General features: G+C 62.6%; 22 protein-coding genes and 1 tRNA gene. 4 read left to right on the forward strand and 19 right to left on the reverse strand.

Features of this window, described 5'->3' with window-relative positions; all coding sequences use genetic code 11:
- Nucleotides 1-11 precede the first annotated feature (11 nt).
- On the forward strand, nucleotides 12-1,259 hold the full coding sequence (locus tag A3A9_RS0112520; protein ID WP_027059095.1) for an ROK family protein: 1,248 nt from the start codon (nucleotides 12-14) through the stop codon (nucleotides 1,257-1,259).
- Nucleotides 1,260-1,438: 179 nt separating this feature from the next.
- Here A3A9_RS0112520 and phoB read toward each other — a convergent pair whose 3' ends face one another.
- The 8 genes from phoB to A3A9_RS0112560 all read right to left on the reverse strand — a co-directional run bounded on the left by phoB (nucleotide 1,439) and on the right by A3A9_RS0112560 (nucleotide 12,183).
- Nucleotides 1,439-2,128 (reverse strand): phosphate regulon transcriptional regulator PhoB, encoded by a 690-nt coding sequence (gene phoB, locus A3A9_RS0112525; RefSeq protein ID WP_006328038.1) that lies wholly within the window; start codon nucleotides 2,126-2,128, stop codon nucleotides 1,439-1,441.
- Between the two features lie 15 nt (nucleotides 2,129-2,143).
- Nucleotides 2,144-2,851: a phosphate signaling complex protein PhoU gene (gene phoU, locus A3A9_RS0112530; protein ID WP_027059096.1), complete on the reverse strand. Its 708-nt coding sequence runs from the start codon at nucleotides 2,849-2,851 to the stop codon at nucleotides 2,144-2,146.
- 25 nt (nucleotides 2,852-2,876) lie between these two features.
- Entirely contained in the window at nucleotides 2,877-3,680 is an 804-nt protein-coding gene (gene pstB, locus A3A9_RS0112535; RefSeq protein ID WP_027031450.1) for a phosphate ABC transporter ATP-binding protein PstB, read from the reverse strand.
- Nucleotides 3,677-4,528 (reverse strand): phosphate ABC transporter permease PstA, encoded by an 852-nt coding sequence (gene pstA, locus A3A9_RS0112540; protein WP_027059097.1) that lies wholly within the window; start codon nucleotides 4,526-4,528, stop codon nucleotides 3,677-3,679. Before pstA ends, pstB begins: the two co-directional genes overlap by 4 nt.
- A 4-nt stretch (nucleotides 4,529-4,532) precedes the next feature.
- Nucleotides 4,533-5,516, reverse strand: a complete 984-nt coding sequence (gene pstC, locus A3A9_RS0112545; protein ID WP_027031452.1) for a phosphate ABC transporter permease subunit PstC — start codon at nucleotides 5,514-5,516, stop codon at nucleotides 4,533-4,535.
- A gap of 68 nt (nucleotides 5,517-5,584) precedes the next feature.
- Entirely contained in the window at nucleotides 5,585-6,640 is a 1,056-nt protein-coding gene (gene pstS / locus A3A9_RS0112550) for a phosphate ABC transporter substrate-binding protein PstS (protein ID WP_027059098.1), read from the reverse strand.
- Between the two features lie 522 nt (nucleotides 6,641-7,162).
- Nucleotides 7,163-11,356 carry a PAS domain-containing protein gene (locus A3A9_RS0112555; protein WP_027059099.1) on the reverse strand — a complete coding sequence of 1,398 codons (4,194 nt, stop codon included), beginning with the start codon at nucleotides 11,354-11,356 and terminating at the stop codon, nucleotides 7,163-7,165.
- Between the two features lie 590 nt (nucleotides 11,357-11,946).
- On the reverse strand, nucleotides 11,947-12,183 hold the full coding sequence (locus A3A9_RS0112560) for a hypothetical protein (RefSeq protein ID WP_027059100.1): 237 nt from the start codon (nucleotides 12,181-12,183) through the stop codon (nucleotides 11,947-11,949).
- Between the two features lie 214 nt (nucleotides 12,184-12,397).
- On the opposite strand from A3A9_RS0112560, the gene A3A9_RS42510 reads away from it, so the two are divergent.
- Complete coding sequence (locus A3A9_RS42510; protein WP_082222035.1) at nucleotides 12,398-12,613, forward strand: hypothetical protein; 216 nt, start codon at nucleotides 12,398-12,400, stop codon at nucleotides 12,611-12,613.
- Nucleotides 12,614-12,683: 70 nt separating this feature from the next.
- On the opposite strand, the gene A3A9_RS0112565 is transcribed toward A3A9_RS42510, so the two are convergent.
- From A3A9_RS0112565 to A3A9_RS0112595, 7 genes are all read right to left on the reverse strand, one after another.
- The gene (locus tag A3A9_RS0112565) at nucleotides 12,684-13,052 is read right to left on the reverse strand and encodes a hypothetical protein (RefSeq protein ID WP_027059101.1); all 369 of its coding nucleotides are present in this window, start codon (nucleotides 13,050-13,052) and stop codon (nucleotides 12,684-12,686) included.
- A gap of 270 nt (nucleotides 13,053-13,322) precedes the next feature.
- Nucleotides 13,323-14,189: a glutathione S-transferase family protein gene (locus tag A3A9_RS0112570; protein ID WP_027059102.1), complete on the reverse strand. Its 867-nt coding sequence runs from the start codon at nucleotides 14,187-14,189 to the stop codon at nucleotides 13,323-13,325.
- A 29-nt stretch (nucleotides 14,190-14,218) separates the two neighbouring features.
- Nucleotides 14,219-14,800 (reverse strand): VOC family protein, encoded by a 582-nt coding sequence (locus tag A3A9_RS0112575; RefSeq protein WP_027059103.1) that lies wholly within the window; start codon nucleotides 14,798-14,800, stop codon nucleotides 14,219-14,221.
- Nucleotides 14,801-15,581: 781 nt separating this feature from the next.
- Complete coding sequence (locus tag A3A9_RS0112580) at nucleotides 15,582-15,953, reverse strand: hypothetical protein (RefSeq protein ID WP_033838520.1); 372 nt, start codon at nucleotides 15,951-15,953, stop codon at nucleotides 15,582-15,584.
- A gap of 20 nt (nucleotides 15,954-15,973) precedes the next feature.
- Nucleotides 15,974-16,048: transfer RNA gene (locus A3A9_RS0112585), tRNA-Glu, on the reverse strand.
- Nucleotides 16,049-16,138: 90 nt separating this feature from the next.
- Nucleotides 16,139-16,546, reverse strand: a complete 408-nt coding sequence (locus A3A9_RS0112590; RefSeq protein ID WP_027059105.1) for a VOC family protein — start codon at nucleotides 16,544-16,546, stop codon at nucleotides 16,139-16,141.
- Nucleotides 16,547-16,583: 37 nt separating this feature from the next.
- Nucleotides 16,584-16,967 (reverse strand): hypothetical protein, encoded by a 384-nt coding sequence (locus A3A9_RS0112595; RefSeq protein ID WP_027059106.1) that lies wholly within the window; start codon nucleotides 16,965-16,967, stop codon nucleotides 16,584-16,586.
- Between the two features lie 25 nt (nucleotides 16,968-16,992).
- Between A3A9_RS0112595 and A3A9_RS0112600 the strand changes: the two genes are divergently transcribed.
- Complete coding sequence (locus A3A9_RS0112600; protein WP_027059107.1) at nucleotides 16,993-18,063, forward strand: RluA family pseudouridine synthase; 1,071 nt, start codon at nucleotides 16,993-16,995, stop codon at nucleotides 18,061-18,063.
- 212 nt (nucleotides 18,064-18,275) lie between these two features.
- On the forward strand, nucleotides 18,276-19,187 hold the full coding sequence (gene rpoH / locus A3A9_RS0112605; protein WP_027031500.1) for an RNA polymerase sigma factor RpoH: 912 nt from the start codon (nucleotides 18,276-18,278) through the stop codon (nucleotides 19,185-19,187).
- A 155-nt stretch (nucleotides 19,188-19,342) separates the two neighbouring features.
- On the opposite strand, the gene A3A9_RS0112610 is transcribed toward rpoH, so the two are convergent.
- The 4 genes from A3A9_RS0112610 to A3A9_RS0112625 all read right to left on the reverse strand — a co-directional run bounded on the left by A3A9_RS0112610 (nucleotide 19,343) and on the right by A3A9_RS0112625 (nucleotide 21,884).
- Complete coding sequence (locus tag A3A9_RS0112610) at nucleotides 19,343-20,203, reverse strand: MBL fold metallo-hydrolase (protein WP_430515880.1); 861 nt, start codon at nucleotides 20,201-20,203, stop codon at nucleotides 19,343-19,345.
- A 154-nt stretch (nucleotides 20,204-20,357) separates the two neighbouring features.
- Entirely contained in the window at nucleotides 20,358-21,017 is a 660-nt protein-coding gene (locus A3A9_RS0112615) for a peroxiredoxin (RefSeq protein WP_027059109.1), read from the reverse strand.
- A gap of 217 nt (nucleotides 21,018-21,234) precedes the next feature.
- Nucleotides 21,235-21,600, reverse strand: coding sequence for a cell division protein ZapA (locus A3A9_RS0112620; RefSeq protein ID WP_027031503.1), 366 nt, complete (start codon nucleotides 21,598-21,600; stop codon nucleotides 21,235-21,237).
- 11 nt (nucleotides 21,601-21,611) lie between these two features.
- Entirely contained in the window at nucleotides 21,612-21,884 is a 273-nt protein-coding gene (locus A3A9_RS0112625; protein WP_027059110.1) for a DUF4164 domain-containing protein, read from the reverse strand.
- Between the last annotated feature and the right edge of the window lie 11 nt (nucleotides 21,885-21,895).

The raw sequence follows: 21,895 nt of genomic DNA on the forward strand, positions 1-21,895 counted from the left end.
TGTGAGAAAGCATGTCGGTCGGAATCCGCCACGACGATCTGCGCCGGCGCAACCGCGCGATGGTGATTGCGGCCGTGCGCCTGGCCGGTCGGCCCTCGCGCACCGAGATCGCCGCGACCACTGGCCTCAGCCACTCGACCATATCTGCGATTTCCTCCGATCTGATCAGTGAAGGCATCCTGGCCGAAGGCAAACCGAGCGAGGCCGGCGCGCTCAAACGCGGCAGGCCGCAGGTCGGCCTCGGCCTCAACCCGGAGGCCGCGGCCGTCATGACCGTGGTGCTGTCGCTGAATTTCCTCTCCGTCGCCGTCATCGATTATGCCGGCCAGGTGATATCGGAGGAGCAGCGCCGGCTGGACACGCTGACTATGTCGCGCGAGGCGCTGATCGGCGAATGTGTGGCCATCGTGCGGCGGCGCCTCGAGGATCCCGACATCGATGTCCGCAGCGTCGCCCGCATCGCGCTGGCGATCCAGGGCATCACCGACACCGATGCCCGGGCGATGCTCTGGTCGCCGATCACGCCGCAGACCGACATCGCCTTCGCCGACATACTCGAAGCCGAGTTCGGCATCCCCGCTACCATGGAAAACGACTGCAACATGATGGCGGTGGCGCTGCGCTGGCGCGATCCCGAGCGCTACCGCGACGACTTCATCGCCATCCTGCTTTCGCACGGCATCGGCATGGGCCTGGTGCTGAAGGGCGAGCTGTTCACCGGCACCCATTCGTCGGGCGGCGAGTTCGGCCACATGATCCATCGGCCGAACGGCGCGCTCTGCCGCTGCGGACGCCGCGGTTGCGTCGAGGCCTATGCCGGCAACTATGCCATCTGGCGCAATGCAAAACAGCTCGGCGAGGACTCCGAGCCGGTGGCAGACGTCAGCGACGCGCAGATGCGGGCCCTTGCCGCCACGGCGCGGGAGCGGGACGGGCCGGAACGCGAAGCCTACCGCAAGGCGGGCGAGGCGCTAGGCTACGGCCTCGGCAGCCTGTTCGCCCTGATCGACCCCGCCCCCGTCGCCATGGTCGGCGTCAGCGCCGCCGCCTTCGACCTGATCGAGCCGGCATTGCGTGAGGCCATCGCCCAGACCGCCGGCGGCCAGCACTCGAAATCGATTTCCTTCGACACCGAGCCGAACGAACTCCCCCTGATCCGCGAAGGCTGCGCCATGCGTGCACTGACCTTCGTCGACCAGGAGATTTTCGCGCCGGGCGCGCAGGCCAGAGCGGGGGGCGCGGGTAAGAACGTGGCGTGAGCACCGCGCTGGGATATGTTGAGATTCAGGTCAGGCCGAGTCGAGAATGGTGGGTTCCGAGAACCGGAACGCAGCGGACATTTGGGTCCGTGAGTACCGTTCTACTGCGACGCAGTAGAACGTGGAAGCGCAGGAAACCGCCATTCGCAGGCCGGCATCACCTGAATATCAGCATATCCCTAATCTTCCCTGATCGCGTAACCCGCCCCACGAATGGTGCGGATCACATCCGGCATGCGGCCATTGTTGACCGCCTTGCGGAGGCGGCCGACATGCACGTCCACCGTACGCTCGTCGATGTAGATCGTCTCGCCCCAGACATTGTCGAGCAGCTGGCTGCGCGAGAACACGCGGCCGGGATGGCGCATCATGAATTCGAGCAGGCGGAATTCGGTTGGCCCGAGCCGGATCTCGCTTTTCTTGCGATAGACCCGGTGCGATTCACGGTCGAGCACGATGTCACCGACCTTGAGCACGCTGGACAGCACTTCCGGCTTGGCGCGGCGCAGCAGCGCCTTGATGCGGGCCATGAATTCCGGCGTCGAGAACGGCTTGACCAGATAATCATCGGCACCGGTCGAGAGGCCGCGCACGCGGTCGCTTTCCTCGCCGCGCGCCGTCAGCATGATGATCGGCAGCCGCTCGGTCTCGGGCCGCATTCTTAGCCGACGACAAAGCTCGATGCCCGACACCGCCGGCACCATCCAGTCGAGCACCAGAAGGTCAGGGACGTTTTCCTGCAGTCGGATTTCGGCTTCGTCGCCGCGCGTCACCACCTCGACCTGGTAACCTTCCGATTCCAGATTGTAGCGGAGGAGCACGCCTAGCGGCTCCTCGTCCTCCACCACCATGATGCGTGGCGCGATCATCGGCTTGTCACCCTGTTATGCTGCCGGCGCCGACATTGCGGTCTCGTCCTGCTTCGGGCGATTGGCGGGCAGCTGCGTGCCGGTCAGCACATAATACGCATTTTCGGCGATGTTGGTCACATGGTCGCCGATGCGCTCGAGATTCTTGGCGCAGAACAAAAGATGCGTGCAGGCGGTGATGTTGCGCGGGTCTTCCATCATGTAGGTCAACAGTTCGCGGAACACCGAGGTGTATTTGACGTCGATGCGCTCGTCGTCATTCCTCAGCTTGGCGAGTGCCGCGGCATCACCCGCCGCATACTCCTCGACCACGCCCTGCACCTGGATCAGGACCAGCTGCGCCATGGCATCGATGGAGTGCGACAGGTCGCGCGGCGTGGCGCTGAGACCGACGGTGCCGACGCGCTTGGCGATGTTCTTGGCAAGGTCGCCGATGCGTTCGAGGTCGCCGGCCATGCGGATCGAACCGACGACATGGCGCAGATCGTCGGCCATCGGCTGGCGCTTGGCGATCAGCGTGATGGCGCGGTCGTCGAGTTCGCGCTGGCGGGCATCCATGATCGCGTCATCGGAGACGACGCGCTGGGCGAGAGCATTGTCGGAGTTCAGCAGCGCCTTGGTGGCGCCGCCGACCATCGAACCGGCGAGATCGCCCATGTCGCTGATCAGCCTGCTGATTTGTCCGAGCTCCTCATCGAAGGCTGCGACTGTATGTTCGGCCATGATCCTGGTCCTCGTATGCGTGCGATCAGCCGAAGCGGCCGGTGATGTAGTCCTGGGTGCGCTTCTCGCGGGGCGACGTGAAGATCTTCTCGGTCTTGTCGAACTCGACCAGCTCGCCCAGATACATGAACGCCGTCTGCTTCGAGACGCGCGCCGCCTGCTGCATGTTGTGGGTGACGATGACGATCGTGTAGTCGGCTTGCAACTCGTCGATCAGCTCTTCGATCTTGGCGGTTGACAGAGGATCGAGCGCCGAGGCCGGCTCATCGAGCAGAATGACTTCGGGCTTCACCGCCACGGTGCGGGCGATGCAAAGCCGCTGCTGCTGGCCGCCCGATAGGCTGAGACCGCTGGCGTTGAGCTTGTCCTTGACCTCGTTCCACAGTGCTGCGCGCTTCAGCGCCTGCTCGACACGGCCGTCCATCTCGGCCTTGCTGATCTTCTCATAGAGCCGGACGCCAAAGGCGATGTTCTCATAGATCGACATCGGGAACGGCGTCGGCTTCTGGAACACCATGCCGATCTTCGTGCGCAGCAGGTTGAGGTCCTGCGAGCGGTCGAGAACGTTCTGGCCGTCGAGCAGCACCTGGCCCTCGGCGGTCTGCTTGGGATAGAGCTCGTAGATGCGGTTGAAGACGCGCAGCAGCGTCGATTTCCCGCAGCCCGACGGTCCGATGAAGGCGGTGACGCTGCGCTCGGGCAGCGACAGTGTGATGTCCTTCAGCGCCTTCGACTGGCCATAGTAGAAATTGAGGTTCTTGACCTCGATCTTCACCTTGGCGGCGGCCTCGGTCGCGATCGTCATGTCTGGAGACAACATCTGGCTCATTTGTCCTCTCTGCGTCCGGTCAGGCTGCGCGCAACGATGCTGAGCGCGAGGACCGTCAATGTGATGATGAGTGCGCCGGTCCACGCCAGTTGCTGCCATTCCTCGTAGGGGCTGAGAGCGAACTGGAAGATGGTGACCGGCAGGCTGGCCATCGGAGCGTTGAGGTTGCTCGACCAGAACTGGTTGTTGAGCGCCGTGAACAGCAATGGTGCCGTCTCGCCGGAGATACGGGCGATCGACAGCAATATGCCGGTGACGATGCCGGAAAGGGCGGCGCGGTAAGCGACCGACTTGATGACCACCCAGCGCGGCGCGCCGATCGCGGTGCCGGCTTCGCGCAGGGCGTTGGGCACCAGATTGAGCATGTCCTCGGTGGTGCGCACGACGACCGGGATAACCAGGATGGCAAGCGCGACAGCGCCGGCGATCGCCGAGAAATGCCCCATCGGCCGCACCATCAATTCATAGACGAACAGGCCGATGATGATCGACGGGGCCGACAGCAGGATGTCGTTGATGAAACGCACCACGGTGGTGAGCTTCGAGAAGCGGCCATACTCGGCCATGTAGGTGCCGGCCAGCACGCCGATCGGCGTGCCGACAATGACGGCGATGACCGTCATCACCACGCTGCCATAAATGGCATTGAGCAGGCCGCCGGCGTCGCCGGGGGGCGGCGTCATTTGCGTGAAGACATCAAACGACAAGCCGGCTGCACCTTTATAGACCAGCGCGCCCAGGATCAGGGCCAGCCAGGCAAGCCCAATGCCCGCAGCGACGACGCACAGCGTCATCATCACCGAGTTTCTGGTCTTGCGGCGGGTGTGAAGCGATGAGGCTGTCGACATCGGCTCAGGCTCCGGTGCGGGCGTCGATGCGCATCAGCATGTAGCGTGCGATGGCAAGGATCAGGAAGGTGATGACGAACAGGATCAGGCCGAGCGCCACCAGCGAGGAGGTGTAGAGGTCGCCGACAGCTTCAGTGAATTCATTGGCGATCGTGGCCGAGATCGTCGTTGCCGGCGCAAACAGCGAGGTCGAGATGCGATGCGCGTTGCCGATGACGAAGGTCACCGCCATGGTTTCGCCGAGCGCGCGGCCGAGGCCCAGCATGACGCCGCCCATGATGCCGATGCGGGTGTAGGGGATGACAACGCGGCGGGTCACTTCCCAGGTCGTGCAGCCAATGCCGTAGGCTGACTCTTTCAATACCGGCGGCACCGTGTCGAAGACGTCCTTGGTGATCGAGGTGATGAAGGGCAACACCATGATGGCAAGGATCAGCGACGAGGTCAGCAGGCCGATGCCGTAGGGCGGACCGGCAAAAAGGCTGTTGAGGCCGGGAATGCCATGGAACACGCTGATGATGAAAGGCTGTATCGTCGTCTGCAGGAACGGTGCCAGCACGAACAGGCCCCAGATGCCGTAGATGATCGACGGGATGCCGGCCAGCAGTTCGACGGCCATACCGATCGGACGGCGCAACGGACGTGGGCAAAGCTCGGTGAGGAAGATGGCGATGCCGATGCCGAGCGGCACGGCGATCAGGATTGCGATTGCCGAGGTGACAATGGTGCCGTAGATCGGCGCCAGCGCACCGAATTTCTCCGTCACCGGGTTCCAGCTTTCGCTGGTGAGGAAGGAGAAGCCGAAGGTCGACAGCGCTTGCCAAGAACCGGCAAACAGCGAAATCGCCACACCGCCGAGCAGGACCAGCACCAATATAGCGGCGGCCCGGGTCATTCCGTGGAAGATCGCGTCGGTGAGCGCGAACCGTCGAACTATAGCATCGCGCGATCCTCTAACGGCTGGCAAGGCTTCCTGGACAGCGCTCATGTCAAGCTCGGCTCTTTCAAATTGATGAGAAAAGGAGCGCCGCGAATGCGGCGCTCCTTCAACGGATATTACTCGCCGGCGTAGACGGGCTTGCCGTCGGCCTGGATGTCGGTCTTCCACGAAGCCTTGATCAGGTCGACGACGCTGTCGGGGATCGAGACGTAGTCGAGCGCCTTGGCGGTTTCCTTGCCGTCCTTGTAAGCCCAGGCAAAGAACTTCAGCGCTTCGCCGGTGGCAGCGGCATCTTCCGGAGCCTTGTGGATGAGGACCCAGGTGGAAGCCGCGATCGGCCAGGTGGCGTCGCCGGGCTCGTTGGTGATGATGACGTTGAAGTTCTTGGCAGTCTTGAAGTCGGCATTCGAAGCGGCCGCGCCGAAGGATTCGAGCGATGGCTCGACGACCTTGCCGGCGGCATTCAGCATCTTGGAGTAGGACAGGTTGTTCTGCTTGGCATAGGCATACTCGACGTAGCCGATGCCGCCATCGGTCTGCTTGACGGTGTTGGCGACGCCTTCGCTACCCTTGGCGCCGACGCCCGTGGGCCATTCGACGGCGGTGTCCGAGCCGACCTTGTCCTTCCAGTCCGGGGAGAGCTTCACCAGATAGTTGGTAAAGTTGAAGGTGGTGCCCGAGCCGTCCGAACGATGCACGACGGCGATCGCGGTCGACGGCAGGGTGAGGTTGGGGTTCAGCGCCTTGATCGCGGCATCGTCCCACGTGGTGATGGCGCCGAGATAGATCTGGGCAATCGTCTTGCCGTCGAGGACGAGTTCGCCCGGCTTGACGCCGGTCAGGTTGACGATCGGCACGATGCCGCCCATCACCATCGGGAACTGCACGAGGCCGTTCTTTTCCAGATCGGCATCGGACATCGGCTTGTCGGTGGCGCCGAAGGTCACGGTCTTGGCGATGACCTGCTTGATGCCGCCGCCGGAACCGATCGACTGGTAGTTGAGGCCGATGCCGGTATCCTTCTTGTAGGTGTCGGCCCACTTGGCGAACACCGGGTAGATGAAGGTCGAGCCGGCGCCGGAAAGGTCAGCTGCCATTGCTGCGGAAAGGGTGAAGGTAGACGCTGTAGCCATTGCAATCGCAACGGCCGCCGAGCGGATGAAATGTCTCATGTGGCCTGCTCCTGTTCGGAAGATGGTCTCTCGGCGCCATTCCTAACCAGCGCCCGCTGAGGCCAATAGCCTTCGATTATAACAGTCGCATGACAGTTTCGTGTCACCCCGGTAACGCGTCGCCGGCACCGGGAAACGCGGCGGTACGGGGCGATCGCGGCCTGATGCGAGTTTGCCTCCGGAATCAGGGGCTTGAGCCATCCGCCGCCGGGAGCCACCGCCGGATTCGACGGGGCTTTCTCTGGTGAAGAAAATCCGGACGGGAGTGCGTTGCTCAAGGCCAGAGCATATCTGGCCGGGCCATCGCCAAAAACAGGTCCGTTGGGGTAGGTGACACTGTTCGATAATGGCGGTCGCTGCTCCCGCCCGTAACTGCAAAGGCGGAATTCGATGTTGCCATTGTCCCGGCTGGACACGACCTTTGATATGGTGCGATCGCACCATAGTCATTGCACGCAGGGGTAGCGAACCCTGATTCCCTCGAGCTTCCGCTTCGCATCCGGCGAACCGGGCGACGCGATACTATCCCGCGTTGCGCTGGACCTGACGGCCGGCGCCGACCCAGAGTTCGACTTTCTCGAGCAGGGCCCTTGGGCTGATCGGCTTGGGCAGATAGTCGTCCATGCCCGCCTCCAGGCACCGTTCGCGATCGCCCTTGAGCGCATGCGCGGTGACGCCGACGATCGGCACATGCGTGCCGGTTTCCTGCTCCAGCCGACGGATCGCGGCCGTCGCCTCAAGCCCACTCATCTCCGGCATCGAGACGTCCATCAGGATCATGCACGGATTGAGCCTGCCGAAGGCGTCGAGCGCCTTGCGGCCATTGCTGACGATCTCGAAACCATAGCCGGTCTCGCCGAGGATCTGGGTGAACACCATCTGGTTCACCTCATTGTCCTCGGCCACGAGAATATCCAGCCTGTGTCCACCGCCGCCCGTGGCGGGCAGCCTCGGACGAACCGGCGGTGGCTGCAATTGCGCGCGCTGGTCGGAGGGCGCCAAGGGCGGCCGCTGGGGAGCGTCAAGCCCCTCGCCTGAGAGCGGCCGGGCATGGCCGCCCGTGGTGTGGCGATGGCGCTGGATGGTCGCGACCAGCGTTTCAAGGAGCACGGAGGAGCGCGCCGGCTTGATCAGCTGAGCGTCGATGCCGAGATCGCGGTAGCTGGTGTTGGCAAGCGACTGGTCGACCGAGGTCAGCATGATGATCGGTGTGTCGGCGAGGCCTGCGGTGTTGCGCACGATGCGCGCCATTTCGGCGCCGCTCATGCCAGGCATCTGGTAGTCGAGCACGACGCAGTCGACGGGCACCGCATAGGCCGCGGCGGCAATCAGCACTTTCAGCCCCTCGGCGCCGCTTTCGGCGGCGCAGGAATCGAACGTCCACGACGTCATCTGCTCGGTCAGGATGGCCCGGTTGACCGCATTGTCGTCGACGATCAGCACGCGTGCGCCCGTCACGTCCACCGGCATGATGCGCTGCCCGTTCTGCTGTTCGGCCCTGGGCAGCGTCACCGTGAACCAGAAGGTCGAACCCCTGCCCTCGGCGCTCTCGACACCAATGTCGCCGCCCATCAGTTCGACCAGCCGTGAGGTGATGGCAAGGCCAAGCCCGGTGCCCTCGTGCCGCCTTGTCGAGGAGGTGTCGACCTGGCTGAATTTTTCGAACACCAGCTTCAGCTTTTCCTCGGGGATGCCTATTCCGGTGTCGGTGACCGAGATGGTCAGCCTGGTCCCGGCAGGCACCCGCTCACCGGTCACATCGACCAGCACATGGCCTTCGTCGGTGAATTTCACCGCATTGCCGACAAGGTTGGTAACGATCTGCCTGATGCGGCCGACATCGCCGATGAACAGGCTCTCGAGCCTCGGCTCGATGCGCACGATGAGCTCGAGGTCCTTTTCCTTGGCGCGTGTCGACACCAGCGTCGCCACGTCCTCGATCGCCTCGGCAAGATTGAAGGGCGCCGGGTCGAGCACCAACTGGCCGGCATCGATCTTGGAGAAATCCAGGATGTCGTTGATGATGGTCAAGAGCGCGTTGCCCGATTTGACGATGATATCGGTAAACGTCTTCTGCTTCGGATCGAGATTGGATTTGGCGAGGAGTTCGGCCATGCCCAGCACGCCGTTCATCGGCGTGCGGATCTCGTGGCTCATATTGGCGAGGAATTCCGACTTGGCGCGGTCGGCGAGTATGGCGCGCTGGCGCGCCTCGCGCAGTTCGGCCTCGCGCATCTTCAGTTCGGTGATGTCGGTGGTCGAGCCGATCAGGTAGAGCGAACCGTCCGACGCGATCATCGCGCCTTTGCGCGCGAACTGATGGCGAACGCTGCCGTCGGCAAGCGTCACGGTTTCCTCGATCTCCTGCGTTTCGCCGGTGCGCAGCACAGCCAGATCGCCGGCCACGAAAGCCTCGCCGTCCGCCCCGAAAATCTCGATGTCGGTCTTGCCGATTGCATCTTCCCTGCTGAGGCCGGTCAGATCGCACCAGCCCTTGTTGACATAGAACTGCCTGAGATCGGAGCGCTTGGCGTAGATCGACACCGGCACGTTGTCGATCAGGCTGCGGAACACCTCGTTCTCGCGCATGCTCTCTTCCAGCGCCCGTTCGCGCGCCTTGACTTCGGTGATGTCGGTGCTGGAGCCGACGAGGTGCATCGATCCGTCGATCGCCACCAGGCGGCTCTTGCGCGTCATCAACTGCCGCACCGTGCCGTCGCGATGGGTGACGGGCTCCTCGACCTCGAGACCCTTGCCGGTTGCGACGACCTCGGTGTCGTCATGGCTGTAGCTTTCCGCGTCTTGCGTGCCGAACAGCTCGCGGTCGGTGCGGCCGATGACGTCTCCCTTGGCGAGGCCTGTAATCGCGCACCAGGCCTTGTTGACGAATTCGATGCTCAAATCCTGTGCCTTGATGAAGGCGGCCACCGGCAACTCGTCCATGACGTGCCGGAAGAGGTCAATCTGGCGCATTGAATCGCGCAGCGCCGCCTCGCGGCTCTTGATGTCGGTGATGTCGACACGCACGCCGATGAACGTGCCGTCATCAGTGCGCATGTCATAGACCTGGTACCAGCGCCCATCGGCATTGAGCCGCTCGTAGGAAGAATTTGGCAGATGGTACCGAGCCAGCACGCCGTCGGCCCAGCGTTCGGTGTCGACGTCGTAAAGCTTGTCGAGCTCGGGATCGCCACACGAGCGGAAATAGCCGACCGCATGGCCAAACTCCAGCGCCTCGCGGAAGGTGCAGCCGGGCTGCCAGACCGGCTTCAGCGCCGGCAGCGAGTCCTGAAGCTTGCGGTTGGCGAAGACGAACTTGTCATCGCGGTCGTAGATGATGACGCCGGCCGGCAGCGATTCCAGCACGCTCGCCAGATGCTTGCGCGCATCCTGTGCCTCGGTCTCGCGGCCCTTCATGTCGGTGACGTCAACATAGGAAATGAGCCGCTTGCCGCCGGGTAGCGGCGCCAGCGACGCGACAAGCGTGCGCCCTTCATTGTGTGGCAATTGCCTGGAACCGGCGACGCCGGCCCTGATTTCGGCTTCGCGCTCGGCGGTGTGACGTTGCCAGGCAATTTCATCGGCGCCGTAAGGGTCGATGGCCCGGCTGGCTTCCATCAGCTCGCGAAAAGCCGAGCCGATCCCGGCGCGGCCTGGATCGATCCTCCAGAAGTCATAGAAGGCGCGATTGATCACTTCGGCGCGCATATCGGCATCGAGGACGAGAACCCCGATCGGCATCTCATCAACCATAGTGCGGAGATTGACGAAGGTCTCGGCGATTTTGGCGTTGGCGCTTTCGATCTCGGCATCGCGACGCTTGAGTTCGGTGACCTCATAGTAGGTCAGTAACCGTTTGCCGCCAGACAGCGCCGTCACCGAGAACATCATCGTCCTGCCGTTGGCATGGACAAATTCGCGCGGCGCGACGGAACCGGTGCGAATCTCCTCGATCCGGGTGGCGAGATAACGCTGCCACTGCTGTTCGTCGATGTCGCCATAGATGCCATTACGGCGGTTGAGTTCCATCAACTGGCTGAACGGAGCGCCGACGGTCACAGCCCCGTCCGGAATCCTCGACAGGTCGCGATAGGCCTCGTTGACGATCAGTGTGTCGAGCTTGGCATCGAGAAGCACGACGCCCATGTGCATGGCGTCCATCGTCCGCTCGAGATCGGCAAGATGCCCGGCGGTCTCGCCGCCGGCCGGCAGCCTCGGCTCCATCTCCTCGAATGCGCTCGCCAACGCGGTGACGTTGCGGCCTATGCCGCGATAGCCGGCAAACTTTCCTTCGCTATCAAACCGTGGGAAGCCTGACGTCAGCACCCAGCGGCAGCCGGCGCCGCCTCCCTTCAGTTCGTAGACGAAGTCGCGGAAGGGCCGGCGCGCCTGCAGATCCTCGAGATGGGCTGCCGCGCTGGGGTTACCCTTCAGGACCTGGTTGAGGAAATCGAAGCGGAACCGGCCAAGCACGTCAGCCGGATCGATGCCTGTCGCAGCCTGGTAGTTTTGTGAAAGCCAGGAAAAGCGCAGCTCGGCGTCGGTCTCCCAGGTCCAATCCGAGCCCGCCTCTACGAGTTGGCGAAGCGCGTCGGCGCGATCGATATCGGCAATATGGGATTCAGCGAGGCGTGACGATGCGTCGTCGCCATGCCCTGCTGCCTTGCCGGACCCACGCTTGCCGCGCGCGCCGATTGCTTCGTCCGCTTCCGCCATGCTGTCCCCACCCCGAAAATCAAGGCCGAACCCTCCCTCCGCGGTTCGTCGGCGGAATGTGCCCGAGAAGCATTAACGATCTGCTAACCTTAACGGCGCAACCGACCCGTTCTTCCTGCGTTATTCCGTCAGGTTGTCGTGCGGACCAAGGCTGCGTTATAAGTCCGTGCAGGGGTGTTGCTTATGATTGGACGAATCGGGCCTTTCTTGCTGGGCGTGGCGCTGCTTTTCGGCAGCGGCTGCTCCCGCAGCTATGACGGCACGGTCGAGATCCCACGGCGGCTCGACGCCCGGCGCTTTTGGGAACGGCCGCCGCCCAATGTCGATTACGAACCGCAGGTCGACAACGGCGCATTTCCTGGACCGCCCCAGACATCAGGACAATTTTCGACATCAGGACAATTTTCCGAGCGCAGGGTCATGCGGCCTGCTGTGCACAGACGGCACCAGACGAGGCATTCGCAGCCGTCTCCCGCAGCCTCGAATTCGGAGAAACAACTGGCATGCAGGAACGTAAGCGCGCCTGGCCAACGGGTTCGCATGGTCTGCGATTAAAGCGGCTCAACAAGCCTCCCGCCTGCGAGCAGGACCTATAGCGATGCGGCGCCCTTCTTCGGTTCCTTCGCCCCAAGCTTGTCGAGCGCGAAGCGAACCTGGCGCAAATCGTCCTGCCAGCCGTCATCGTCGCCCATCGGGCTCTCCGAAGCGGCCCGCTGCAGCCCGCGCGCCTCGGATTCGATTTCACGCAGTTCAGCGATCTTCTGTTCGGTGGTCAGGGAGCCGTCTTCGACGATCTCCAGAACCCGCATTTCCCTGAACGTAGCCATCACGTTTCTCCTGGCTGATGTCGATCACAACGCCGTGAGGGCCCCTCTGTTCCTGACCGGCCCAACATCAGGCTGTACGCCGTACGATGACAGTTCGCGGCTGCCTTTCATCCGGGATACAAAGCATGGGTGATTCAGCGGGGTCCGGTATTACCAGCGCCTTCCGCTGAAACCTTTGCGTGACTGCTGCGTTGAAGGGCAGAGGAGAACGCAGATGTCGATCCACTTCACGGTGTCGGAATTGACAAGAAATCTTTTTCATTCTCTTGGGCTGGATCACGAGCGCGCGCCAAGGGCCCTCAACCCAGAGCAAAGCCTGTTGCTGGAATGCTATCTGGCCGGGCAAATCCCGGAATCGGCCTGGAGCGACTACGTCTTCGAGACACCGGACCTGGCGCGACACGCCGAAGCACGGCGACTAAGCCATTGACCTGCCGGCTATAGGAATGTCCGTCTGACGGAAGCCTTTATCGAGCGGTGCCTGCTGACGAAGAAAACGGCTAGTTCTTCGGAGAAACCAATTGCAGCGTGAAGACGTTGCCGCCAATGCCTTTCGCCAGCGTCGGCGAAAGGGTCAGAGGCGTACAGTTCTTGACGGCCGCGATGGCCGCTTCGATGAACGCCTTGCGCGCCTTGTCATCGCCGGCCACCTTGACGTCGGTCGGCCGCGGCGGACCGATCAGCGAACCGTCGCGCTTGAAGCTGAAACTCAGGGTCACGGTGGACTTCCCGGCGTCCGCCGGCGGCGTCCAGCATGCCTGGATCGCGGTACCGACATCGTCCATCGTGTCGAGCGTCGCGGCATAGGACGGGCACACAACACCCGCCGAGATCGCACCCGCAATCACCAGTTTTGCAACGCCTTTCATCGCAAGCCCTCGTTCTCACAACCAGCCGGCAATCGATGCCGAATCTCTGGCATGGATGTTAGAGCCAGGGTTGGCGATGACAATGTCTCGGCGCAAAAAGTTGAAGCTCCGGCGTTGCCTGATCGCTGTCGCGGGATGTCGAGGCATCAGGCCCGAAAAAGCAAAAAGGCCGGCATTGAGCCGACCTTTCCTTCCGCCGATAGTGCGCCAGTACATCCGTGGTCGCGCGGCGAATTCCTGGCAGTAGACAGGGCTTTGGTTAACAAATCCTCAAGCTGGAGCCTTCGCCTGCGACCGCACATAGGCGATGTAGCCGCGCACATCGCCAGCCGGCTCGGCATAGGCCTTGCCGAGTTTCTTCTCGATCGCCGCCACATACTCCTTCGCCCATTTGGGCAGCGTGTAGTCGATGACGGCGAGGAACTCCAGCGTCGCCGCCAGCCGGATATCGGCGATCGACGGATGCTTACCACCGATGAACGGCTTGCCGTCTCTGAAGAAGCTGTGGAAGACTTCCAACGGCTCGGCGATCGCCGCCATCGCGGCCTTCTGGGCTTCGGACTTCTTGTCCGGGTGGGCGTCGCTGTGGCCGACCTCGCCCGCATAGTGCGGGAAACCCAGCGCCGGATAGGTGGCGCGCGCCACATAAGGGTAGAGCGTGCCAATCAGGTAGAACATGGCGCTGTCCACCATCGCCCGCTTGGCCGGCGCCTTCGGATAGAATTTCTCCAGCCCGTGCTTGTTGGCGAGATATTGCATGATGGCACAGCTTTCCCAAAGCACGCCTCTGGGCAACCCCTTATCCTCGATCATCGGTGTCAGATGCGCCGGGTTGCGCGCCATATATTCGGGCGAGCGCGTGTTGCCCCAGGCGTCGGTCTCGGCGGCGTCGAACCCGGCCGCGCGGGCAAACACCCGCACCGTCATGTTGTTGACGCTCGGCTTCAGCATGCTGAGCTTCAGCGCCGGTTTTTTCGCCGATTTCGCCTTGGCCTTCGGTGCGGACATCTTGGTCGCCGGCTTTGCCGACGCCTTCGCGGCAGCCTTTGGCGCCGGCTTGGCTGCAGCCTTGCTTGCCGGCTTGGCAGCTGCCTTGGCCGCAGGCTTCTTCGCACTCTTGGTCACTGTCTTTGCCATTGTGGTCCTCCCTCCTGTTTTGTTGGCCGTCAGTATGGATTTTTCGGCGCCCGGTCACCCGACAAGGTTGCACGGGATCGCTCGACAAGGGCCTGGATTGCGTCGGCAAGGTGCGCCTCGGCAATGTTGTAGTCGCCGCGCCCAACACGCAGCCTGTGCGCCTCCATCAGCACGTCGGCATGGGTGAAACCCGCCGGCGGCTCGAAGCGGTAGGAAGCGAGCTCGATCAGCAGGCCGAGCGGATCCTCGAAATAGATCGAATCCATGAAGCCACGATCCTTGACGCCGCTGTGCTTGATGCCGCGTTCGTCGAGCCGGGTGACCGCCTGCAGGAAAGTGACGCGCGACACAGCAAAAGCGATGTGGTGGACGCAGCCCGGATCGGTCGGCGTGCGCCGCTTCTGCGGCGTGCGGCTCTCGTCGGTGAAGACGGTGATCAGCCGGCCGTCGCCCGGATCGAAATAGAGATGGCTTTCGCTGGCCTTGTCGAGGTTAGGCTGCTCGAAGATGAACGGCATGCCGAGCACGCCTTCCCAGAAATCGATCGAGGTCTGGCGCCCGGCGCCGACCAGCGTGATGTGGTGGACGCCCTGCGATTGCAGCTTCTGCATTGGCCTTCTCCCCGCGGCATCGGTTGCCGTCTGGATCCGCCTGACACCCGGCATTCTCTGTGCCGCTTGAGCGGTGCCGCGAAATACGTGACCTGATGCTAATGCAATCGGCCCCGCCGCGCCAGAAGCGGCGAGTCCTATCATTGCACGACGGTGAGACCGCTCTTGCCCGTAAAACCCTTTTCAAGAGATGGTGGACACGACCGCAACGCGACAGCCGCCCGCGTCGCGTCCTGGCCGAAGCAACAGCTAAGCGACGGCCTTGAGCTCGGCTTCCGCCAGCATCCCAACGCCGCCACACTCGTTACACGCGATGGTCCTGCCCGGGCAGCCGGTCTGATGCGTCCCTTGCGGGCAGCAATGCCCTTTCGACGCGCTCCATCTGGAGCAATCGAAAACCTTGCCGCCGCCATGGCAGCGCGGGCATATCGTATTCACTGAGGCCATTCCAACTCTACCCGACCCAAAATCCGCGCTGACGCAGCTATCCCCGCGTCGCAAGTAACAGAAATTGTTGCCCTTTCAAGCGTCGCGACCTGACTTAAATTGGGTGTATTCGGGCATGCGCGGCGCCGGGTTTTCGCGAGCTTCGCGAACCCTCCCGGCCAAGCGCAACCCACGCGGGTGCCTGGCTGAATGTGATCCGAGAATGTCGAAAGAAAAGACCGAGCTGTTGTTACGCCGGACAGATTGCTACGCAGCAGTCTGGAGCAAAAGGGGCCGGCACTGCGCTAGCCCACTTCTGCTTTGAGCGCGAGGTGGTCACGAATAGCCGCCGATGCTAGTCGAGAAATCTGATCTTCGTGAAGGACATCATCTCTCCCATCACGTTGCCGCTGTCATCGACCTGCTGCCCTTGCCCGACTGTAACGGTCACGTGCTTTCCCTTGTAGCGGGACGGCATCGCGGTTTGCTCGTTCCAGCTTTCGCACTCAGCCGCGACACACAGGCCGACTTGCTCCACCTTCTTGCGGTCGACAATGGTCAGATAGCAATTGTCGCCACATTCGAAACCTCGAATGGTGCCGGTGATCTTCCTGTCCTTGGAGAACGACGGCCCGCACTGGGCAATCACGGACGCGGAAATGAGGAGCGGCAAAACCAACTGTTTCATGCAGCCAACTTGCTGCAACATGCCGTATAGCGCAAGCATCACATCTGGCAGAAAATCCTTGGTACGCCCAAGGGGAATCGAACCCCTGTTCCCGCCGTGAGAGGGCGGTGTCCTGACCGCTAGACGATGGGCGCGCTCAAGAACCGGCGATATAGGCTGACGGCTGGGAAAAAGCAACTGGGGTTTGGCTGCTTTGCCGCATCGAATGAAAAGACGTCCGTGCTTTACCGTTTCGGCTCGATCAGGTCCCAGAGATTGCCGTGGAGATCGGCGAAAACCGCCACCGTGCCATACGGCTCGAAGCGCGGCGCCTCGTGGAATTCGACACCCTTTTCCAGCATCGCCGCATGATCGCGGGCAAAGTCGTCGGTTTCGAGGAACAGGAAAACCCGGCCGCCGGTCTGGTTGCCGATGCTATTGCTTTGTGCCGCGTCGGACGCCTCGGCCAGAAGCAGCCTGGCGCCTTGCCCGTTGGCCGGCGCCACCGTGACCCAGCGCTTGCCGCCGCCGAGATCGACATCGTCGAGCAACAGAACGCCCAGCCGCTCGACATACCAGGCAATCGCCTCGTCATAATTGGCGACGACGAGCGCCACGGTCGCGACACGACGATGTTCGCCGAAGCCTTTCATGGCTGAGTTCTGGTCATTTCTGTGACAAACTTGTTTGTCATTTGTTGCGAATTGCAAACTGGCCGATCAGGCGGCGCCCGGCGATATCATAGATGAAGATCGCACGGCTGCCATCGGCAAGCTCGGCATCAATCGAGATGCGGTTGCCGGACAGCGACTGGCTGACCACTTTTGCGCCGACCGGCAGCACGATGTCGCCGCTGAGCGGCTCGCCGGCGGGCACCTGGATGTCGCCGGCCAGCGGCGGGTTCACTGCGGGCGCCTTGCGGGCTTTGTAGACAATCGCCGCGATCACCACCATAAGGGCAACGAAAAGCAGGCCGAGATTGATGGCCATGAAGCGGACGAGCTTGCCGCGCATCTTTTCGACCTGGGGGTCGAGCGGCTTTTCCTGATCTTCGTCGGCGTCGGGCCGGGCCATGGCAAATATTCCGGAACGGTTTTCGATGAGCGCTCATAACGAAGAGGCCCCCGAATTGATAGAGGACCGATTGATTGAGGACCGGTTCACAGAGGCCGAGCCGACCGTGCTGGTGGCGGGCGTGGACGCGGCCGGCCAGCGCCTCGACCAGTGGCTGGCGGCGAGCCTGGGCCCCGACATGTCGCGCAGCCGCGTGCAGATGCTGATCCGGCAAGGCGCTGTCACGATCGACGGCAAGCCGGTCGACGAGACCAAGCGCAAGATGATCCCAGGCGAGCGCGTGTCGGTCGTCATGCCCGAACCGGAGCCGGCCTCGCCACAGGGCGAGAACATCGCGCTCGATGTGCTCTATGAGGACGACGAACTGATCGTCATCAACAAACCGGCCGGGCTGGTCGTGCACCCCGGTGCCGGCAACTGGACCGGCACGCTGGTCAACGCGCTGATCCATCATTGCGGCGACAGCCTTTCCGGCATTGGCGGCGTGCGTCGGCCGGGCATCGTGCACCGCCTGGACAAGGAGACCAGCGGCGTCATGGTGGTGGCCAAGACCGACCGCGCCCACAAGACGCTATCGGAGGCCTTCGCAGATCACGGCCGGACCGGCGATCTCGAGCGCGCCTATCTCGCCTTGGTCTGGGGGATACCGCAGAGGCCGACCGGTACGGTCGATGCGCCGCTTGGCCGCGCCGCCGACCGGGTGCGTCGTGCCGTCGTGCCGGAAGGGCGCGACGACGCCCGCCATGCTGTTACCCACTTTGCCGTGCAGGAGCGCTTCGGCGAAGGCCAGAAGGACTTCGCCACCGCCAGCCTGGTCGAATGCCGGCTGGAAACCGGCCGCACGCACCAGATCCGCGTCCACATGGCCCATATCGGCCATCCCGTCATCGGTGACCCCGACTACGGCCAGGCCTTCCGCACCAAGTCCAACCGGCTGCCCGAACCACTGAAAAGCCAGGTCAAGGCATTTTCCCGGCAAGCCTTGCATGCCTGGCTCCTTGCATTTCGCCACCCCACTACCCATCTAACGATGAGGTTCGAGGCGCCGATACCGGGGGACATGGAGGAACTCGTCGGCGGCTTTCGCAAACTCTGAACCTGTCACCGTCAAGCCAGAAACCAGCCATCAAAAAACCTGAGTGGCATTGTTCACTTCAGCGTGACACACTGTTTCGTGTTGAACAAATGCCTGTCTTTTCTGGTTTTGTTCCTGTACAAGATCTGATGTCGCGAGCGAGCCTTTTGGTGCTCGCGTCACATGCCCGCCGCGTTTCGGGGGCATCACTCCAATATAGAGGGGGCGCTATCATGGCCCAGTCATTACCCAGTATCGTTTCCGGCGAAGGCGGCCTCAGCCGCTATCTGGAAGAAATCCGCCGCTTTCCCATGCTTCAGCCGCAGGAAGAGTACATGCTCGCCAAGCGTTATGCCGAGCATGAAGACACTTCTGCTGCCCACAAGCTCGTCACCAGCCATTTGCGGCTCGTCGCCAAGATCGCCATGGGCTATCGCGGCTATGGCTTGCCGATCGGCGAAGTGATCTCGGAAGGCAATGTCGGCCTGATGCAGGCCGTCAAGAAATTCGAACCCGAGCGCGGCTTCCGCCTCGCGACATACGCCATGTGGTGGATCAAGGCATCGATTCAGGAGTACATCCTGCGCTCGTGGAGCCTGGTCAAGATGGGCACGACCGCCAACCAGAAGCGTCTGTTCTTCAACCTGCGCAAGGTGAAGGGCAAGATCCAGGCGCTGGATGACGGCGACCTCAAGCCCGACCAGATCGCCGAGATCGCCACGCGGCTGAACGTTTCCGAAGCCGAAGTGGTTTCGATGAACCGCCGCCTGTCGGGCGATGCATCGCTCAACGCCCCGATCCGCGCGAGCGAAGGCGAGTCCGGCGAATGGCAGGACTGGTTGGTCGACGACCACGAAAGCCAGGAAGACATGCTGATCGAGCAGGACGAGCTGGAAAACCGGCGCGGCATGCTGTCCGGCGCTCTTGCCGTGCTCAACGAGCGCGAGCGGCGCATCTTCGAGGCCCGTCGCCTCGCCGAGGAACCGCTGACGCTGGAAGAGCTGTCTTCCGAGTTCGATATCAGCCGCGAGCGCGTGCGCCAGATCGAGGTGCGCGCCTTTGAAAAGGTGCAGGATGCCGTCAAGGCCGCCGCCAAGCGCCAGACCCAGGCGCTGCGCACCATCGAGGCACAGCCGGCGGCTTAAGCCAGCTTTGGCAATGAACAAAAGGCGGCGCCAGGAAACTGGCGCCGCCTTTGTATTCGGCTGGTGAGTGAGCGAAAGCGAGGGCGACAGGCAATCTCCCCCGCAGGTGGGGAGATCGGCAGTTTCGCCGGCGGCGCCCGCCACAAAAATACTCCTCACAGCCCATCCAGTGGAAACTTCAGATACCGCCGGCCGTTCGCTTCCCGCTCCGGCAGCCGACCGCCATTCATATTGACCTGCAGCGCATGCAGGATCAGCCGCGGCATCGGCAATGTCTTGTCGCGCGCTTCGCGTAGCGCCACGAACTCAGCCTCGCTGTGGGCGGCAACGAGATGGATATTGCTGGCCCTCTGCGCCGCCACCGTGCTTTCCCACAAGGGTTCGCGGCCACCGGCCTGATAGTCGTGGCCGACGAAAACGCGCGTCTCGTCCGGCAAGGCCAGTATGTCCTGGATCGAGCGCCACAGCCGCGCGGCGCTGCCGCCGGGAAAATCGGCCCTTGCCGTGCCGCTGTCGGGCATGAACAGCGTGTCATGCACGAAGGCGGCGTCGCCGACCACATAGGTGATCGAGGCCAGCGTGTGACCGGGTGAGAACAGCACCTTGACTGGGAGGCTGCCGATCGCAAACGTCTCGCCTTCCCGGAACAGCCTGTCCCACTGCGAGCCGTCGGCGGGAAAATCCGGCCAGTTGTAGATCACCTTCCACAGCTTCTGGACGTCGACAACCCTGTCGCCGATCGCCATCGGCGCCCCGGTCTTCTGTTTCAGATAGTGTGCAGCCGAGAAATGGTCGGCATGCGGGTGGGTGTCGAGGATCCACTCGATCTCCAGCCCGTTTTCTCCAACGAAATCGAGCAGGGCATCCGCGTTCTTCGTACCCGTTGCGCCGGATTTCTCATCGAAGTCGAGGATCGGATCGATAATGGCGCACCGCCTGGTCGCAGGATCGGTGACGACATATTGGATGGCCCCCGTCGGCTTGTCGTAAAAGCCCTTGACCTCAGGTCTTGCCAAAGCCACGTCCAAACCGAGCTCCCCAACCCCAGCCGGCAGGAACGATTTTCTCCGCCGAGCTCCAATAAGAGCATGGTTGTCCACCCCTACGGGTCAGTCAAGCATGACTTGGCCCGCAAGGGTGGAAACGGCAAAAGCCGTTCCGGCGCCTGTTTTAGGCGGAAGGCTGCTTGGTCTTCCGCAGATACGGCAGGATGGTCTCGTAAGCGCCAAAACGCTTGATCGCATCCTCGTTGGAGACGGCGGCGGTGATGATAACGTCCTCGCCCTGCTTCCAGTTTGCCGGCGTCGCCACCTGGTGCTTGGCGGTCAACTGGATGGAATCGATGACGCGCAGGATCTCATCGAAGTTGCGGCCCGTGGTCATCGGATAGGTCAGCACCAGCTTGATCTTCTTGTCCGGCCCGATGAGATAGACCGAGCGCACGGTGGCGTTGTCGGCGGGCGTGCGGCCTTCGGAAGTCTCGCCGGCGCCGGCGGGCAGCATGTCATAGAGCTTGGCGACCTTGAGGTCCTTGTCGCCGATCAGCGGATAGTGCACCTCATGGCCGGTCGCCGTCTTGATGTCGGCCTGCCACTTGTCGTGGCTTGCAACCGGATCGACCGAAGTGCCGATGATCTTGACGTTGCGTTTCTTGAACTCGCCCTCCAGCCCGGCCACGGTGCCGAGTTCGGTCGTGCAGACCGGCGTGAAATTCTTCGGATGGCTGAACAAGAGGGCCCAGCCGTCGCCGATCCAGTCATGGAAGCTGATCGTCCCTTGCGTGGTCTCGGCGGTGAAGTCCGGCGCGATATCGTTGATACGAAGGCTCATGGCACATTTCTCCTGTAACTAATCTGGTCAGGAGCGAGAGCGGCAAACCACGCCGCCGTCAAAGCGTCCTCGCTCCGGCATCGCCGCATCTTAGCGCAAAAATCGCGACTGCAAGATAATAGGAAACTCTTGTCGGCGACAGAACGAGCATTTTCGTTCTGCCAGCGCGTCATCGACGCCTGATCATCTTTCGGGAGGGATGCTGCTAAGCGCCGCGTCAGGCCTTGTTGACGGCCAGCGTCGCCGTCAGATCTTCCATGCGTTGCGCCAAAGCGCCGAGGGCGTTGGTTAGCACGCCGTCATTCTTGTCGGCCTTGGTCAGTGCCTCGTCGCGCGTCTTGCGCAAGGTCAGCACTTCGCTTTCCATGCCCTTGACGCGCTTCTGCAACTCCGAGAGTTCGTCCATCACCATGATGCCGGCCATGACAGTCAAGCGCTGGTCGCCAATTTCGCCAAAAGAGTCCTTCAGATGCGAGACGTAGCGGTCGAAGCGCTCGGCCAGGTCGATCAGATGCTCTTCCTGGCCCTCGTCGCAGGCCATCCGATACTGCTTGCCGTCGATTGAAACCGTGACCTGTGCCATCGGGCCAGCTCCTATCTGTCCAACACGGCGCGGATGGTTTCCATGGCGGTCACCAGCCGTCGCGAGACTTCCTTGTTGGCATCTTCCAGCCGTTCGGCGCGCGCTTCGGAATTGTCGAGTTCCTGCGCCAGCCGGGAGCGGTCGGAATTCATCCGCTGCACCTCGGCCTCGGCTTCCGAGTAGTCGCGCTCATGCTCGAGTTTGGCGGCGACGGCATTTTCCAGCCCTTCGATGGCCTTGCTCAGCCTGTCGATCACTTCCTTGAGCGTGGTTTCCCCGGTCATGGCCTTCGTCC

Origin of the sequence: Mesorhizobium loti CJ3sym, assembly GCF_000472785.1 — a bacterium.
Lineage (GTDB): Bacteria > Pseudomonadota > Alphaproteobacteria > Rhizobiales > Rhizobiaceae > Mesorhizobium > Mesorhizobium loti_E.